This window comes from Streptomyces carminius, from assembly GCF_002794255.1.
In the GTDB taxonomy this organism is placed as follows: domain Bacteria; phylum Actinomycetota; class Actinomycetes; order Streptomycetales; family Streptomycetaceae; genus Streptomyces; species Streptomyces carminius.
In genome coordinates this window covers 390,021-405,377 of the sequence record NZ_PGGW01000069.1, presented here as the reverse complement: position 1 = coordinate 405,377, position 15,357 = coordinate 390,021, and the positions used below count along the sequence as shown (strand labels likewise).

The 15,357-nt window shown below is 70.9% G+C and carries 9 protein-coding genes; 3 read left to right on the top strand and 6 right to left on the bottom strand.

The features are described 5' to 3' along the window. Nucleotides 1-68: 68 nt before the first annotated feature. From CUT44_RS28745 to CUT44_RS28725, 5 genes are all read right to left on the bottom strand, one after another. Nucleotides 69-836, bottom strand: coding sequence for an SCO2584 family spore wall biosynthesis protein (locus CUT44_RS28745; protein WP_100204874.1), 768 nt, complete (start codon nt 834-836; stop codon nt 69-71). Between the two features lie 83 nt (nt 837-919). Further along, nucleotides 920-2,227: a glutamate-5-semialdehyde dehydrogenase gene (locus CUT44_RS28740; protein WP_100204873.1), complete on the bottom strand. Its 1,308-nt coding sequence runs from the start codon at nt 2,225-2,227 to the stop codon at nt 920-922. Between the two features lie 118 nt (nt 2,228-2,345). Further along, nucleotides 2,346-2,819 (bottom strand): hypothetical protein, encoded by a 474-nt coding sequence (locus tag CUT44_RS28735; RefSeq protein WP_233221731.1) that lies wholly within the window; start codon nt 2,817-2,819, stop codon nt 2,346-2,348. A gap of 237 nt (nt 2,820-3,056) precedes the next feature. Beyond that, complete coding sequence (gene proB / locus CUT44_RS28730; protein WP_100204872.1) at nt 3,057-4,223, bottom strand: glutamate 5-kinase; 1,167 nt, start codon at nt 4,221-4,223, stop codon at nt 3,057-3,059. 178 nt (nt 4,224-4,401) lie between these two features. Next, nucleotides 4,402-5,565 carry an acyltransferase family protein gene (locus tag CUT44_RS28725; protein WP_146252317.1) on the bottom strand — a complete coding sequence of 388 codons (1,164 nt, stop codon included), beginning with the start codon at nt 5,563-5,565 and terminating at the stop codon, nt 4,402-4,404. 302 nt (nt 5,566-5,867) lie between these two features. On the opposite strand from CUT44_RS28725, the gene CUT44_RS28720 reads away from it, so the two are divergent. Beyond that, nucleotides 5,868-8,000: a hypothetical protein gene (locus CUT44_RS28720; protein ID WP_100204870.1), complete on the top strand. Its 2,133-nt coding sequence runs from the start codon at nt 5,868-5,870 to the stop codon at nt 7,998-8,000. Nucleotides 8,001-8,087: 87 nt separating this feature from the next. Here CUT44_RS28720 and galE read toward each other — a convergent pair whose 3' ends face one another. Beyond that, nucleotides 8,088-9,068, bottom strand: coding sequence for a UDP-glucose 4-epimerase GalE (galE, locus tag CUT44_RS28715; protein WP_100204869.1), 981 nt, complete (start codon nt 9,066-9,068; stop codon nt 8,088-8,090). Between the two features lie 307 nt (nt 9,069-9,375). On the opposite strand from galE, the gene CUT44_RS28710 reads away from it, so the two are divergent. Together CUT44_RS28710 and CUT44_RS28705 are read left to right on the top strand one after the other, a co-directional pair. Then, nucleotides 9,376-11,616 carry a bifunctional glycosyltransferase/CDP-glycerol:glycerophosphate glycerophosphotransferase gene (locus tag CUT44_RS28710; protein WP_100204868.1) on the top strand — a complete coding sequence of 747 codons (2,241 nt, stop codon included), beginning with the start codon at nt 9,376-9,378 and terminating at the stop codon, nt 11,614-11,616. 21 nt (nt 11,617-11,637) lie between these two features. Beyond that, entirely contained in the window at nt 11,638-15,243 is a 3,606-nt protein-coding gene (locus CUT44_RS28705; RefSeq protein ID WP_100204867.1) for a bifunctional glycosyltransferase/CDP-glycerol:glycerophosphate glycerophosphotransferase, read from the top strand. Nucleotides 15,244-15,357 lie beyond the last annotated feature (114 nt).

The following is a 15,357-nucleotide window of genomic DNA, read 5'->3' as shown; positions in this document are numbered from 1 at the left end:
AAGGTTCACAAACGTCCCGACAAGCCAGGTTTTCGGAAAGTCCGCCGGGTGGCCTACCCGCCCCGGCCCTACCGCTTCCCGGCGGAGGACACCCGCGGGCCCTGCGGCACCGGGACCGGCCGCGGTGCCGGGTGGCGCAGGGAGGACGTGACGTGGCGGACGGACAGCGGCGGGAGCGCACCGGAACCGCCGACCGACGGGGCCGGGGTGTCCGCGCCGCTGACCCCGCTGACGCCGGTGGTCGCGGGCGGCGGCGTCGGGGTCTGCTGCCGGTGACCGGCGGCGCCCCGGTAGACGGCGGCGAAGGCCAGCCCGACGATGCCGACGCCCATCACCACGGCGAGCACCCAGGCGACCGGCCGGTGCCAGCGGGCATGGCCCCGGTAGGAGCGGCGGGCGTGGCCGTGGCGGCCGCCCTCGGGGTCCCCGGGGTCTTCGCAGTCCTCGGTGTACGCGGCGAAGCCGGCGTCCTGCGGGTACTCGGCGTCCTCCACGTACTCGACGTAGTCGACGCGGTCCACGAACTCCACGCGGCCGTACCGGTACCTGCCGTACCGGCCCTCGTCCTCGTCCTCGTCGGGGTCGGAACCCTCCGGGTCGTCCCGCAGCGGCCCGTAGCCGTACTGCTCCTCGGACGCGACCGCCGCCTCGGCCTCCTGGGCGGACTGGGCGGCGGCGAGTATGCGTTCGGCGGCGGTGGGCTCATGGACCTGGGCCGCCCGGACGAAGGACTCGTCGAAGACCACGGAGGCGAACGCGTCGTCCGCCGCCGTGCGGTCGCGGTCCTCGGGCTCCTCGCCGTTCACGTACGGCTGGCCCCCCACATCCTCCGGCACGCATCCAGCGTAGACCGGCCGGAGGAGTTTGGGCAGGGATAACGGGGATTCGTCTCGTCCGCCGGCCGGGACGGCCACCGGGATCAGTCGCGTACGTGGCCCTCGCCGGTGACGACGTACTTGGTGGAGGTCAGCTCCGGCAGGCCCATGGGACCGCGGGCGTGCAGCTTCTGCGTGGAGATGCCGATCTCCGCGCCGAAGCCGAACTGGCCGCCGTCGGTGAACCGGGTCGAGGCGTTGACCATGACGGCGGTGGAGTCCACCAGCGACACGAAGCGGCGGGCCGCGGCGGTGTCGGAGGTGACGATCGCCTCGGTGTGGCCGGAGGTCCAGCGGCGGATGTGCGCCACGGCGGCGTCCAGGGACGGCACCACGGCGGCGGCGATGTCGTAGGAGAGGTACTCGGTCTCCCAGTCCTCGTCGGTCGCGGGCACCACCTTCACGCCCTCGGCCGCGCCCGCCCGCACCCAGGCCTCGTCGCCGTGGACGGTCACCCCGGCCTCCGTCAGGGCGGTCAGGGCGCGCGGCAGGAAGGCGTCCGCGATGTCGGCGTGCACCAGCACGGTCTCCGCGGAGTTGCAGACGCTGGGCCGCTGCGCCTTGGAGTTGACCAGGATCTCCACGGCCGTGTCGAGGTCGGCGCGCCCGTCGACGTAGACGTGGCAGTTGCCGGTGCCGGTCTCGATGACGGGGACGGTGGACTCCTCCACGACCGCCCTGATCAAGGCCGCGCCGCCGCGCGGGATCAGCACGTCGACCAGGCCGCGGGCACGCATCAGCTCCTTGACGCTGTCGCGGCTCTCGCCGGGCACGAGCTGGACGGCGTCGGCCGGGAGTCCGGCGGCGGCCACCGCGTCGCGCAGTACGGCGACCAGGGCCGTGTTGGAGGCGTACGCGGAGGACGAGCCGCGCAGCAGCACCGCGTTGCCGGACTTCAGACACAGCACGGCGGCGTCCACGGTGACGTTGGGCCGCGCCTCGTAGACGATCCCGACCACCCCGAGCGGCACCCGCACCTGGCGCAGTTCCAGACCGTTGGGGAGGGTGGAGCCGCGCACCACCTCGCCGACCGGGTCGGGCAGCGCGACCACCTCCCGTACGTCGGAGGCGATGGCGGCGACCCGCTCAGGGGTGAGGGTCAGCCGGTCGACGGTGGACTCCGGGATCCCGGCGGCGCGGGCCTTCGCCACGTCGGCCGCGTTGGCGGTGACGATCTCGTCGGTACGGGCCACCAGCGCGTCGGCGATCGCGAGCAGCGCGCCGTCCCGCGCCGTGCGCGGCAGCGGGGCGAGGGCGGCGGCCGCCTCCTTCGCGCGGCGGGCGGTCCCGGTCACGCTCCCGGCATCGGTCACGGGGTCGGTCACGGCGGAGGTCTGCGATGCGCGGCTCATGTCCGCAAGCCTAGCCAGCACGCGAGCGTTTTCCGGCGGAGATTCCGCACTCCGAGACATCCGCGCTCCGAGACGGCTGCCGGGCGGGCGTCCCCGGGCGCCGCGGCGGGGGCGGAGGTCAGAACGGGTGGACGCCCGCCGGGACGGCGGGCGGCGGGCCGTAGCCCTCCGCCACCCGCTGGTGGTACGTCTCACGCCCGACGACCTCCAGCCCGACGATCTCCCACGGCGGCAGCTTGGCCGACTCCCGGTGCTCGCCCCACAGCCGCAGTGCGACGGCCGCCGCGTCCTGCAGGTCGCGGGCCTCCTCCCAGTAGCGGATCTCGGCGTGGTCGTTCGCGTAGCGGCTGGTCAGCAGGAAGGGGTGGTCGTGGGCGAGCTGTTCGAGCGACCGCCTGACCTCCTTCAGGGGCACCTCCGCCCCGGAGACGCTCAGGGTGACGTGCCACAGCCGGGACACCCCGCGGTGCCGGTCGCTCCCCTCGCCCCGGCCGGGTCCGGTCCAGGGTCTGCGCTCCCCGCTCCGCGAGGGGTTCCCCGGACCCTCGCTCCGCCGGGGAGTGCCCGAGCCGACGCTGGTCAGTCGTCTCACCGGCGGCCTCCCGTGTGATGTTCCGCTTCCGTTCGCCCGTACCGCGGGCCGCCGTCCCGGCACGGCCCACGAAGCAAAGTTGACCAGGCTCCGGCCCGGCGTGTGGCGGTTTTCGGGAAGGTGTCCGTGGAAAGACTGAGCTTTTGCCGATCTCGCACGGGTATGACGCCCTGCCGGAGGCGCCCGGGAGGGCGGGGACGCCGGGTGCACCGGAGGCACCGGAGGCGTCCGGGGACCTCAGGGGCGCAGCAGCACCAGGTCGTCGCGGTGGACGACCTCCCGCTCGTAGGCGGGTCCGAGCTCGCGGGCGAGGTCGTGGGTGGAGCGGCCGATCAGCCGGGGGATCTCGCGGGCGTCGAAGTTGACCAGTCCGCGGGCGACGGCCCGCCCGGCGGCGTCCCGCAGCTCGACCGGGTCACCCGCCGAGAACTCGCCCTCGACCCCGGCCAGCCCGGCGGGCAGCAGCGAGGTGCGCCGCTCCACCACGGCCCGTACCGCGCCGTCGTCCAGGACCAGCGCGCCGCGCGGGGTGGAGGCGTGGGCCAGCCACAGCAGCCGGCCGGCGGACCGGCGGCCGGTGCGGTGGAAGTACGTGCCGGTGTGCCGCCCGGCGAGGGCGTCGGCGGCCCGGACGGCGGAGGTGAGTACCACGGGGATCCCGGCCGCGGCGGCGATCCGGGCCGCCTCGACCTTGGTGACCATGCCGCCGGTGCCGACCCCGGCCCGGCCGATGCTGCCGATCTCGACCCCCGCCAGGTCCCGCGGCCCGCGCACCTCCTCGATGAGGGAGGTGCCGGGAGTGGCCGGGTTCCCGTCGTACAGGCCGTCCACGTCCGAGAGCAGGACGAGCAGCTCGGCGCGGACCAGATGGGCCACCAGCGCGGCCAGCCGGTCGTTGTCGCCGAAGCGGATCTCGTCGGTGGCGACGGTGTCGTTCTCGTTGACGATCGGCACCGCGCCCATGGCCAGCAACTGGTCCAGGGTGCGGTAGGCGTTGCGGTAGTGCGCGCGGCGGCTGGTGTCGTCCGAGGTCAGCAGCACCTGACCGACGCGCAGGCCGTACCGGGCGAAGGAGGCGGTGTAGCGGGCCACCAGCAGGCCCTGGCCGACGCTGGCGGCGGCCTGCTGGCGGGCCAGGTCGCGGGGGCGCCGCGCCAGGCCCAGCGGGGCCAGCCCGGCGGCGATGGCACCGGAGGAGACCACGACGATCTGCCGGCCCGCCGTCCCGCCGCCCGCCGGGGCGACATGCCTGGCGAGCACGTCCACCAGGGCGTCCACCCGGTCCGCGTCCAGGCCGCCCGCGGCCGTGGTGAGCGAGGAGGACCCGATCTTCACCACGACCCTGCGGGCGTCCCGTACGTCCTGCCGGAGATCCCGTGCCGTGCCGGTCCCTGCGCTGGCCACCCGTGCCGCCCCCTGCTCTTCCTCGTGCCGTCCGGGTGCGTCCGCACCGGTCAAGGCGGCAATCTATGCCAACCGCGCACCCGTCGGCGCGGCCGTTCCGCCCGTCGGACCCCATCCTCGCGCGCGGGCGGCGGCAGGGCACTCGGGACCACCGGGAGCGGCGGGTGGCCGGCAGGAGTCAGCGGGCCACCCGGACGAGCTCCTCCGCGCGGACCGGGCGCTCCGCGGCGAGGCGCTTCCGTGCGGCGTCGGCGGCGTCCTGCCGGAACAGCCACTGTGCTCTCGGCTCGACGACGAACCGGAAGACGCGTCTGACGGGCGGCGTGCACAGCACGGTCACCGTCGCGGCGGCGGCCAGGGTGACCGTGACCCGGCCGACGGGTGAGTCGACCCACCCGGGCCCGTACCAGTCCCAGACCCGGGAGAGCTGGACGGGGTACACGTGCAGCAGATAGCCGTACATGGTCCCGGCGCCCAGCGTGGTGAACCACGTCCGGTGCGACGGCACCCAGGCCAGGAAGCAGGCGGTGAGCACCACGGCGCCGCCGAAGAGCAGCCCGGTCATCACCGGGCCGCTCCACCAGGGGGCGCCCAGTTCCTGCGCGGCGGAACTGCGGAAGAGCCACTTCCGGTCGATCACAGGGGTACTCCAGTAGGCCACCGTGAGGACCATGGCGGCGACCGGTACCGCGAGCAGCCGGACCGTGCGGCACCGCACCGCCCGGAGGTGCCCGGGCCTCAGCCGGAGACCGAGCACGTAGAAGGGGAGGAACTGCAGCACCCGCTGGAGGTCGAGATCCCCGCCGATGGCGGGGCTGACACTGGCCAGTGCCGCGATCACCAGACTGACGGCGAGCGGGTGGCGCAGCAGCGCCCACAGCGGAGCGGTCAGCCGCCAGATGAACAGGGCGACCAGGAACCACAGTCCGTAGCCGGGGTCGAGCAGGGTGAACGGCCGCTGCGGTGCGTCGGCCCAGCGCAGCACCAGGGTGAGGGCCGTCTCGAAGACCAGGTACGGGAGGGCGATCCCGGTGACCAGGCGTCTGAGCTGCCCCGGCCGCCCCTCGAAGCCCCGGGAGAGGTAGCCGGAGACGATGACGAAGGCCGGCATGTGGAAGACGTAGACGAATCGGTACAGCGCCTCCGTGGCACGCGAGGTGTCACGCAGCGGCTCCCAGGCGTGAGCGACCGCGACCAGGACGATCGCCAGGTACTTGGTGTTGTCCAGGAACGCGTCCCGGGGCCGGGCACCACCTCCGGGAGCGGACGCCTCGAACACCGGCCCGCGCGCACCATCGGGGGCCGTGGGGGGAAGGGCACGTCCGTGGCTGGCGAAAATCATCCTTCGCATCATAACCACATGGACACGGATTCATAACGGAGTGACCCCCTCCCCCGTGGCCCGACGGCTTCGCCCGGCCCGGCGCCGGGGCGGGACCGGCCCTGCACGGGGGCCGGCGGGGGACGCCCCCCGGGAGGAACCAGGGCGAGTCGGCCGATGTGGTTCCGGGCACCCGGAGGGCCGGGGAGCCCGTTTCCCGCCGGGCTCCCCGGCAGGTGTCCCATATCGTGACCCGCATGAGGTCTGGCTCGTTCACCGCAGTGAGTTTCTTCCGCACTGCGCCACTCCGGGGAGGATTCGCCATGCTGCGACGTCTGGGCCGGCGGCCCCCGACGGCCGGGCAGCCCTCCTCGGCCGTGCCCTCCTCCGTCCGGGTCGCAGCGGCGTGGGGTGTGCTGCTGGCGGCGTTCCTCGTCCAGTTCGCCGGTGCTCTGCTCCCCCACGCCGCGCCGCTGGCCGTCGGCTGGACGGTGGGGGCGGCGACCGAGCTGTACCTCGTCCGCGCCCAGCCGCAGGCTCTTTCATGGCTGCGCAGGCTCCGCTTCGACGTCACCGCCCGTCAGCTGCTCCGCGACATGCTCCTCGTCGTGGCGCTGGTCCGGGTCCCCGGCGTGGAACCGACCGCTGAGCGGCTGCTCTCCCTCGCGCTGCTCAGCTGCTACGCGGCGCACTTCGGGTGCCAGCTGGTCGCGCTGCTGGTGCGGCGCACCCGCACCCTGCCGTTCCTCACCCGCAACATCGACGCCTCCGCGCTGCGGCTGTCCCCCGCGCCACCGCGCATACTGGCCCGGCAGCCCAGCCGTCGGCTGCTGGTCTTCTCCCTGCCCGCGACGGTGTGCCTGCTGACCACCGTGGCGACCGCGGACGCCCGCTGGGGCGCCGTCGGCATAAGCGCCTCCCTGCTCCTGTACCTGGGCGGCACGGTGCATCTGGCCCGCTGGCTGCTGCCGAAGCGACGTCCGGTCGGCGACGAGCAGGCCCTGGCCTGGTTGGAGGACTGGCTGGCACGGTACCGGCCGACCGTGGCGATGTACTTCTCCGGCGGTGCCTCGTCCGCGTACCAGGCGAACATGTGGCTGGCACCACTGGCGGCACTGGACGGCAACCCGCTGATCGTGCTCCGCGAGCGGTTCATGGTCCAGCGACTCGACGCCACCGACCTGCCCATCGTGTGCATCCCGAAGGTCGCCCACCTGATGCGGCTGGAGCACTCGTCGCTGAAGGTGATGCTGCATCCGTCGAACTCCGGCAAGACCTCACAGGTGCTGCGCATTCCGACGATCAAGCACGCTTTCGTCAACCACGGCGAGAGCGACAAGCTCTCCAGTTGCAATCCCTACGCCAAGGCGTACGACGAGGTGTGGGTGGCGGGCCCGGCCGCCCGGGAGCGCTACCGGCTCGCCGACATCGGCGTCGACGACCGGGACGTGTTCGAGATCGGCCGCCCCCAGCTCGCGCCGATCCGCCCGTACGCCGGACCGCCCGCCCCGGACGGTCTCACCACCGTGCTGTACGCCCCCACCTGGGAGGGCTGGACCGAGGACCCGGGCAACACCTCGATCGTCCTGGCGGGTGAGAACATCGTCCGCGCGCTGCTCGCGGACCCGAAGGTGCGGCTGCTGTACAAACCGCACCCGATGACCGGTTCGGTGGATCCGCGCGCCGCCCGCGCCGACGAGCGCATCCGGCGGCTGATCACCGAGGCCAACGCCGCCCGCTCCGGCCCGCGCCCCGGCCCGGAGGCGGCCGCCGAACTGGAGCGCCGTACCGCCGAACTGGACGGGCTGACCACCGCGGCGTTCCGGCGTTCCGCGGACGAGGTGGAGCGGATGCTGCACCAGTCGGCCCCGGAGGACGAGCAGGCGGCGCGGGTGGCCGCCGCGACAGCCGCCTGGGAGGAGGCCTACTGGGCCTCCCTCCCCGAGTGGGAGCACCAGGTCGTCACCGGCCCGCGGCCCGCCCTCTACTCCTGCTTCAACCAGGCGCATCTGCTGGTCAGCGATGTCTCCAGCGTGATCTCGGACTACCTGGCCGGCGAGAAGCCGTACGCGGTCGCCAACACCAGCGGACTGCCGGAGGAGGAGTTCCGGGCCGTCTTCCCGACCGTACGGGCGGCGGCGATCCTCACACCCGACGCCTCGGGCGTTCCCGACCTGCTGGCCTCGGTACGCGACCCGGACCGGGACACCCTGGTCCGGGCCCGGACGGAGCTGAAGGAGTACCTACTGGGCCCGGCCGAACCGCCGTCGGTCGTCCGCTTCCGGCAGGCGACCGCGGCGCTGTGCGCCGAGGCCGACCGGCGCCGCGAGCGGATGGCCCGGCGGGCCGAGCAGGCTCCGGGGCAGCACGCGGCCGCCGACGCCCCCGAAGGGCCGGAACTGGACGGCACCACCAGCGGCAGCCCGGTCGACGGACCGGATCCCGTCACCACCTGACCGTCGTCCGCTCACAAAGTGGAGGAGTCCGGGGTTCTCCCGGCTGCTCGGCGCCGGGCGGCCGTCGCGCGCTCCGGGCATTCCCCGCTACGGGTGGCGGGCCCGCCAGCCCGCCCAGGCGGACTCGATCATCTCCTCGGCACCGTAGCGGGCCGACCAGCCGAGTTCCGCGCGAATCCGGTCGGCCGCCGCGACCACCCGCGCGGGGTCCCCGGGGCGCCGGCCGAGCACCTCCGGCCGCAACTGCTCGTGGCCGGTCGCCTTGCACACCCGCTCGACCATCTCCCTGACCGAGATTCCCTCACTGCGGCCGATGTTGAGGACCAGCGACACGGGGGTGGCGGCACCGTCCTCCTCCACCAGCCGACGGGCGGCCGCGAGGTGGGCGGAGGCGATGTCCTGGACGTGGATGAAGTCCCGTACGCAGGTGCCGTCCGGGGTCGGGTAGTCGTCCCCGAAGATCCGGGGCCGCTCCCCCTTCTCCAGCCTCTCGAAGACCATGGGGATGAGATTGAACACGCCCGTGTCCCCCAGTTCGGGGGCGCCGGCGCCGGCCACGTTGAAGTAGCGCAGCGACACGTTGCCGATACCGTGCGCCTGCCCGGCCGCCCGCACCATCCACTCCCCGACCAGCTTGGTCTCCCCGTAGGGGCTGAGCGGTACGCACGGAGTGTCCTCGGTCACCAGGTCGACGTCCGGCATGCCGTAGACGGCGGCGGAGGAGGAGAAGACGAAGCGGCGCACACCCGCCTCCGCCGCGGCCTCCAGCAGGGTCCGAAGGCCGGTCACGTTCTGCCGGTAGTAGTGGAGGGGACGGGCGACGGACTCCGGGACCTGCTTCTTCGCGGCGATGTGGATCACACCCGTCACCCCGTGCTCCCGGATGACCGTGTCGAGCTTCTGCCGGTCCAGGACATCGCCGACCACCAGGGAGACGCCCTCCGGCACCCGGGTGGCGTCCCCCGTCGAGAGGTCGTCGTACACCACGACCGACTGCCCGTCAGCCACCATCGCCCGTACGACGTGAGCCCCGATGTAGCCGGCTCCGCCCGTCACCATCCACGTCATGCGCGTCTCTTCCCAGTTCTCCGCCAGGGCCTCCCGCCGGGGGACCGATACACGGTGCCGGACGGACGGCTGAATGCCCCATGCACGATACCGGCAGTGAGCCGGGGCACAGCCCGGGAGGCGGGCGAGCGCGGCGGGATATCATGACACGCCGTGCCCCGGGAGTCCTGGCGACACCGTCCAGGCGACCTTGACATCACAATCGAATAACACATGACAACTGTTCATCTTCAGGGGCCGTCCGGGTTTGTCGGCAGTTCACCGTCGACACCACCCGAAGGTGCAGTTCTGCTCAAAAGGGGAAATTTTGCCGCGCTTCACGCTTGTCGTGCCCGCTTACAAGGTGCAGGGATACCTGGGGGCATGCCTGGACTCGGTCCTGGCGCAGGACTTCGACGACTTCGAGATCGTGGCGGTCGACGACTGCTCCCCCGACGACTCCGGCGCCATCCTCGATCGCTACGCAGCCCAGGACAGCCGGGTCCGAGTCCTCCACCTGCCGGAGAACGTGGGTCTGGGGCGTGCGCGCAACGCGGGGCTGCGGGAAGCCCGCGGCGACTACGTGCTGTTCCTCGACAGCGACGACACCCTGGCTCCCGGTTCCCTGTCCGCCGTCGCCGCACGGCTGGCGGACACGCACGATCCCGATGTCCTCGTCTACGACTACGCGCGCACCTACTGGGACGGCCGGGTCGTGCGCAACCAGCTGGCCCACATGCTGCAGCAGGCGGAACCCACGAGCTTCTCGCTGGACCAGCGCCCCGAACTGCTCGATCTGCTCCAGATAGTCTGGAACAAGGCGTACCGGCGCGACTTCGTCGAGGAGCACGGCTTCGAGTTCCCCCCGGGCTACTACGAGGACGCCCCCTGGACCTTCTGCACACTCATCACGGCCCGCCGGATCGCGGTACTGGACCGGGTGTGCGTGTACTACCGGCAGCGTCGGCAGGGCGGCAACATCCTGCGCACCCGCAGCCGTAAGCACTTCGACGTCTTCGACCAGTACGAGCGGGTCTTCCGGTACCTGGACGAGCACCCCGAGCTCGACCGCTGGCGGCCGCCGCTGTTCCGGAAGATGGCCGACCACTACATCACCGTGCTGGACCGCCCCGACCGGCTCCCGCAGGACAGCCGGGCCGAATTCGTCCGCAGGGCCTCCGCCGACTACCGCCTCCGGAAGCCCGCGGGCTTCGTCCGGCCCGGTGGTCCGCGCGGCCGGAAGTACCATCTGCTCGACCTCGGCGCCCATCCGGCACTGGCCGGCGCCAAGGTTGTGAGCAGGGCCCGGACGGCGCTGCGCAGAAGCGGCCGCAGGCAGGTCCAGCTGACCAAGCGCCGGCTCATGGGCACCCACTACCGCACCCAGCTGAGGCTGCCGCTGGACGAAAACCTGGCTGTCTTCTCCGCCTACTGGAGCCGCAGCTACGCGTGCAACCCCGCGGCGATCGACGCCGAACTGGCCCGGCTGGCCCCGCACATCCGCCGGGTGTGGGTGGTCCGGCCCGAGGAGCGGCACCGAATACCCAGCGGTGTCGAGACGGTCCGGCTGGGGTCCCACGAGTACTGGACGGCCATGGCCCGCGCCGGTTACCTGGTGAACAACGTCAACTTCGCCGACGCCGTGGTGAAGCGCGAGGGGTCGGTACACATCCAGACCCACCACGGCACACCGCTGAAGTCGATGGGCCTGGACCAGCGCGACTACCCCGGCTCCGCGCACGGCATGGACTTCAAGAAGCTGCTGGAGCGCTGCGACCGCTGGGACTACAGCCTCTCCTCCAACCGCCACTCCACGGCTGTCTGGGAGCGCGTCTACCCCTGCTCCTACACCACTTTGGAGACCGGCTACCCGCGCAACGACGTCCTGCTCAACGCCACCGCGGAAGATGTCCTGGCCGCCCGGCGGGAGCTCGGCATAGCCGACGGCACCACCGCCCTCCTCTACACCCCCACCCACCGCGAGTACGAGTCGGCCTTCGTACCGCGCCTGGATCTGGCCCGGTTCGCCGGGCAGCTGGGCCCGGACACCACACTGCTGGTCCGCGGCCACTACTTCTACGACTCCTCGCCGGAACTGGCCGCTCTCCGGGCCGGCGGCCGGATCGTCGACGTCTCGTCGCATCCCGTGGTGGAGAAGCTCTACCTGGCCGCGGACGCCCTGGTGACCGACTACTCCTCGGCGATGTTCGACTACGCCAACCTGGACCGCCCGATCGTGATCTACGCCCCCGACTGGGAGATCTACCGAACGGTCCGCGGCACCTACTTCGACCTGCTCAACGAGCCCCCCGGCGCGGTGGCCGCCGACCAGGACGAACTGGCCGAGGTCCTGACCTCGGGCGCCTGGAAGGACGAGGCGTCCGCCAAGCTCCGCGCCGAATTCCGAAGGCGCTTCTGCGACTTCGACGACGGTCGCGCAGCGGAGCGGTTGGTCCGCAGCATCTTCCTCAGCGAGGACCTCGCCGATCTCCCCCCCGTCGTTCCCCTGAGCGAGCGCTGCCCGGCACCTACCCCCGAGCAGGCTGCCGCGTCGGTCGGGGCAGTCTGAACCGAAAGGAAAACCGCGCACATGGCTCCGCGGCTCAGCATCATCGTCCCCATCTACAACGTGGAGGAGTATCTTCCGGCCTGTCTCGACTCACTGGCCAAACAGACCCTGCGGGACATCGAGGTCGTGATGGTGGACGACGGCTCGCCGGACGGCTCGGCCGCCGTCGCGGCCGAGTACGCTGCCCGCGACCAGCGCTTCAAACTCGTGCGCAAGGAGAACGCCGGGCTGGGGGCCGCCCGTAACACGGGGATCGAGAACGTCTCTCCGGAATCGGAGTTCCTGGCCTTCGTCGACAGTGACGACTTGATCCCGCCGGACGCCTACCGGCTGATGGTGGCCAGCCTCGACGAGACCGGATCCGACTTCGCCACCGGGAACGTGCAGCACATCAAGTCCACCAAGGTGTGGCAGTCTCCGATGCACCGGATCCTGGCGAGCGGAGCCCGCAAGCGCACCCATGTACAGCACTACCGGAAGCTGCTCACCGATCGCATCGCCTGCAACAAGGTCTTCCGGCGCTCCTTCTGGGAGCGCCACGAGCTGTCCTTTCCCGAAGGCGTGCTCTACGAGGACGTCCCGGTCATCATCCCGGCCCACGTCCTCGCCGAATCGGTGGACGTGATCAGCGAGCCCACGTACTACTGGCGGCTGCGCGAGGGGGAGTCCGCACCGTCCATCACACAGCGACGCACCGAGCCCAAGGCCGTGCGCGACCGGGCTGCGGCTGTGGAGTCCGTCAGCCGCTTCCTCGCCTCCCGGCCGGACTACTCCGACCTCAAGCGTGAGTACGACCGCTCCGTTCTGACCGGTGACCTGCGCATCTTCATCAATGTGCTGCCGCGGGGCGACCAGGCGTTCCGAGACGAGTTCCTCAAGGTCGTCAACCGGTACCTGGATGCCGTGGACCCTGAGGTCGTCATGGGGCTGCCCACCACTGCGCGGGTGAAGTGGTTGCTGGTCCGCAAGCACGCCATGGACGAATTGCTGGAGATGATGGCCGCCGAGCGGCGCGGTGACCGTGTCGAGTTGCGCGGCCTGCTCCGCAAGTACGCGCGCTTCTCCGGGGTGGAGGTGCAGCGGGCCGGTGTCCCCAAGCGGGCGCTGAGAATCGACACCGACCTCGGGCTGAAAGCCCCCCTGCAGGACCTCTCCTGGGAAAGCGGCAAGCTCCGGCTGCTGGGACACGCCTGGATCGACCGCATCGACCAGCCGACAAAGCGCAGCGCGATCAAGGCCCTTCAGCTCAAGAAGGACGGAAGCCGGCATCGCGTGGTCATTCCGGTCCGTAGCATCCACCGCCCCGAGTGCACCACGTTCTCGGGCCAGAAGCAGTACAACTACGACTGGGCCGGATGGGAACTGCTGCTGGACCCCGCCAAGCTGCGTAGGGGCAAGCAATGGGAGGAGGCCACCTGGCACGTCGGCATCGGTATGGCCTCCTCCGGACTGTTTCGCAAGCGCTCCGTCCACGCGAGTGGCGCGGGCCGTGCCAACCATCCGCCGTACCAGTGGCTGAACAGTGAGTTCCGGCTCCTGCCGACCATTGAGAAGGGCTCTCTGAAGCTCCGCATCGAGAAGGTCCGGGCACTGATCACGAACCACCGCTCGGATGGCGAGCACGTCCTCGTCGAGGGCGAGATACGCGAGCCGCTGTCCGCCTCGGAGACGGTGGTGCTTCGTGTCACCAACCGCAAGAGCGGTGAGCAGCACGCCTACCCCGTCGCCCTGGGAACGCCCACTGGCGGACGTACTTCCTTCCAGGTCCGTGTGCCGCTCCTCGATGTCGCCCTCCTGCCCTGGCACCACAACGAGCCCGACGAGGACTCCGACCCGGGTTCCGCCGAGCGCGCACGGTCGGCGAAACGCCTGTGGAGCACGGAACTGGTGGCCACCAGCAACCAGGGGGAAGAGCGCCGCTTCTCCACAGTGGTCCGCGAAGGGCTCGCCGACGGGCAGATCAGGCTTCCGGCCTCGCTGGGGGAGTACGCGGACCGCAACGAGCTCGCCCTGCTCGCCGGGTACAACGGCTACCTCAAGCTGTGCGGCCGTCCAGTCCAGGCGAAGATCACCGATGCCCGCTGGCAGGACGGGCGGATCTTCCTGTCCGGGCGTGTCCCCCTGGAGCTGTCCGAGCCGGTCCTGGTGATCCGGGCCCGTGACCGCTTCGAGGAGAAGACCGTGGCCGTGCGCCAGGGGGAGGACGGCTCCTTCGAAGCCGACTTCGATCCCAGCGCCATGTCCGGTCCGAAGAACTCGCTCCCGCTGAAGACCGGCCGCTGGAACTTCTTCCTCCGTCCCGTGAACGCTCCCGCAGACGGCTCGGCGGACGTGCCCTTCGTCATCGACCGGCTGGCCATTCCCCAGTTCCCGGTGGAGGGCGAGCACCGCGAACGTCAGTACGCCCTGGAGGCGCGCTGGCACGACTTTCCGCAGTTGCACTGCCTGTCGGAACTCGGCCTGCTGGAGCAGGGCCCGTACCGCCAGCACCAACTCCGGCGCGAGGTCTACGAGGCCGGACGTCGTAAGCCGCTGCGCGACTCCGTGCTGTACATCAGCTACAACGGCAAGCAGTACTCGGACAGCCCTCGCGCCATCCACGAGGAGATCCTCCGGCGGGGACTGGACGTGGAGCACCTGTGGCTGGTCAGGGACGGACAGGTGGAGCTGCCGTCCACGGTGAAGAGGGTCCGGATGTGGGGCACCGAGTGGTACGAGGCACTGGCACGCTGCCGGTACATCGTCACCAACGCCCACCTCCCGCACTGGCTGGAACGCCGTGAGGGCCAAGTGATCGTACAGACCTGGCACGGCACGATGTTGAAGAAAATAGGTCTGGACATCGAAGTCCCGAAATTCAACCCCGACTACCACGACCAGCTCCGGGAAGAGGCGAAGAACTGGAGCATGCTGGTCTCCTCCAACCGGTTCAGCACTCCCATCCTGAAGCGAGCCATGGGGTTCAGCGGGCCGATCGTGGAGACGGGATATCCTCGCAACGACTACCTGTACGCATCAGACGCGGAGGTCCGGGCGAAGGAGGTCAGGGAAAGCCTGGGTATACCTTCCGGCAAGAAGGTCGTACTGTATGCGCCGACCTGGCGGGACGATCTGTCCCATCGCCGCGGCCACTTCCAGTTCAGCCTGCGCCTGGACCTGGAGGACGCGCGTCGCCGACTCGGCGACGATCACGTACTGCTCGTCCGGCGCCATTCGAATGTGGTGGACGCCGTTCCCGGAGCCGGGAACGGGTTCGTATGGGATGTCTCGGAGTACCCGGACATCGTCGACCTGTACCTAGCGGCAGACCTCATGATCACCGACTACTCCTCGGTGATGTTTGACTACGCCCATCTGAAGCGTCCCATGCTTTTCTTCACCTACGACCTGGAGCACTACCGGGACACTCTGCGTGGGTTCTACTTCGACTTCGAGCAGGATGCGCCCGGCCCTCTGATCCGCACATCGGAGGAGCTGGTCACCGCAATCAGAGACATCGACCAGGTCATGGAGGAATACCAGGAGCGCTACGAACGGTTTCAGAGCCTCTTCTGCGACCTGGACGACGGACACGCATCGGAGCGTGTGGTGGACCAGATGCTGAAAACGGCCGAACAAGAGGACTGAGCGTCTCCCTCATACACCACGGCAGCCCGAAGGGGGGCCGCGCCAAGAGAGGCGCGGCCCCCCTTCGGGCCTTTCCCGCCCCGCACCCGTCCAACCGGGAATGGACAGGACAGA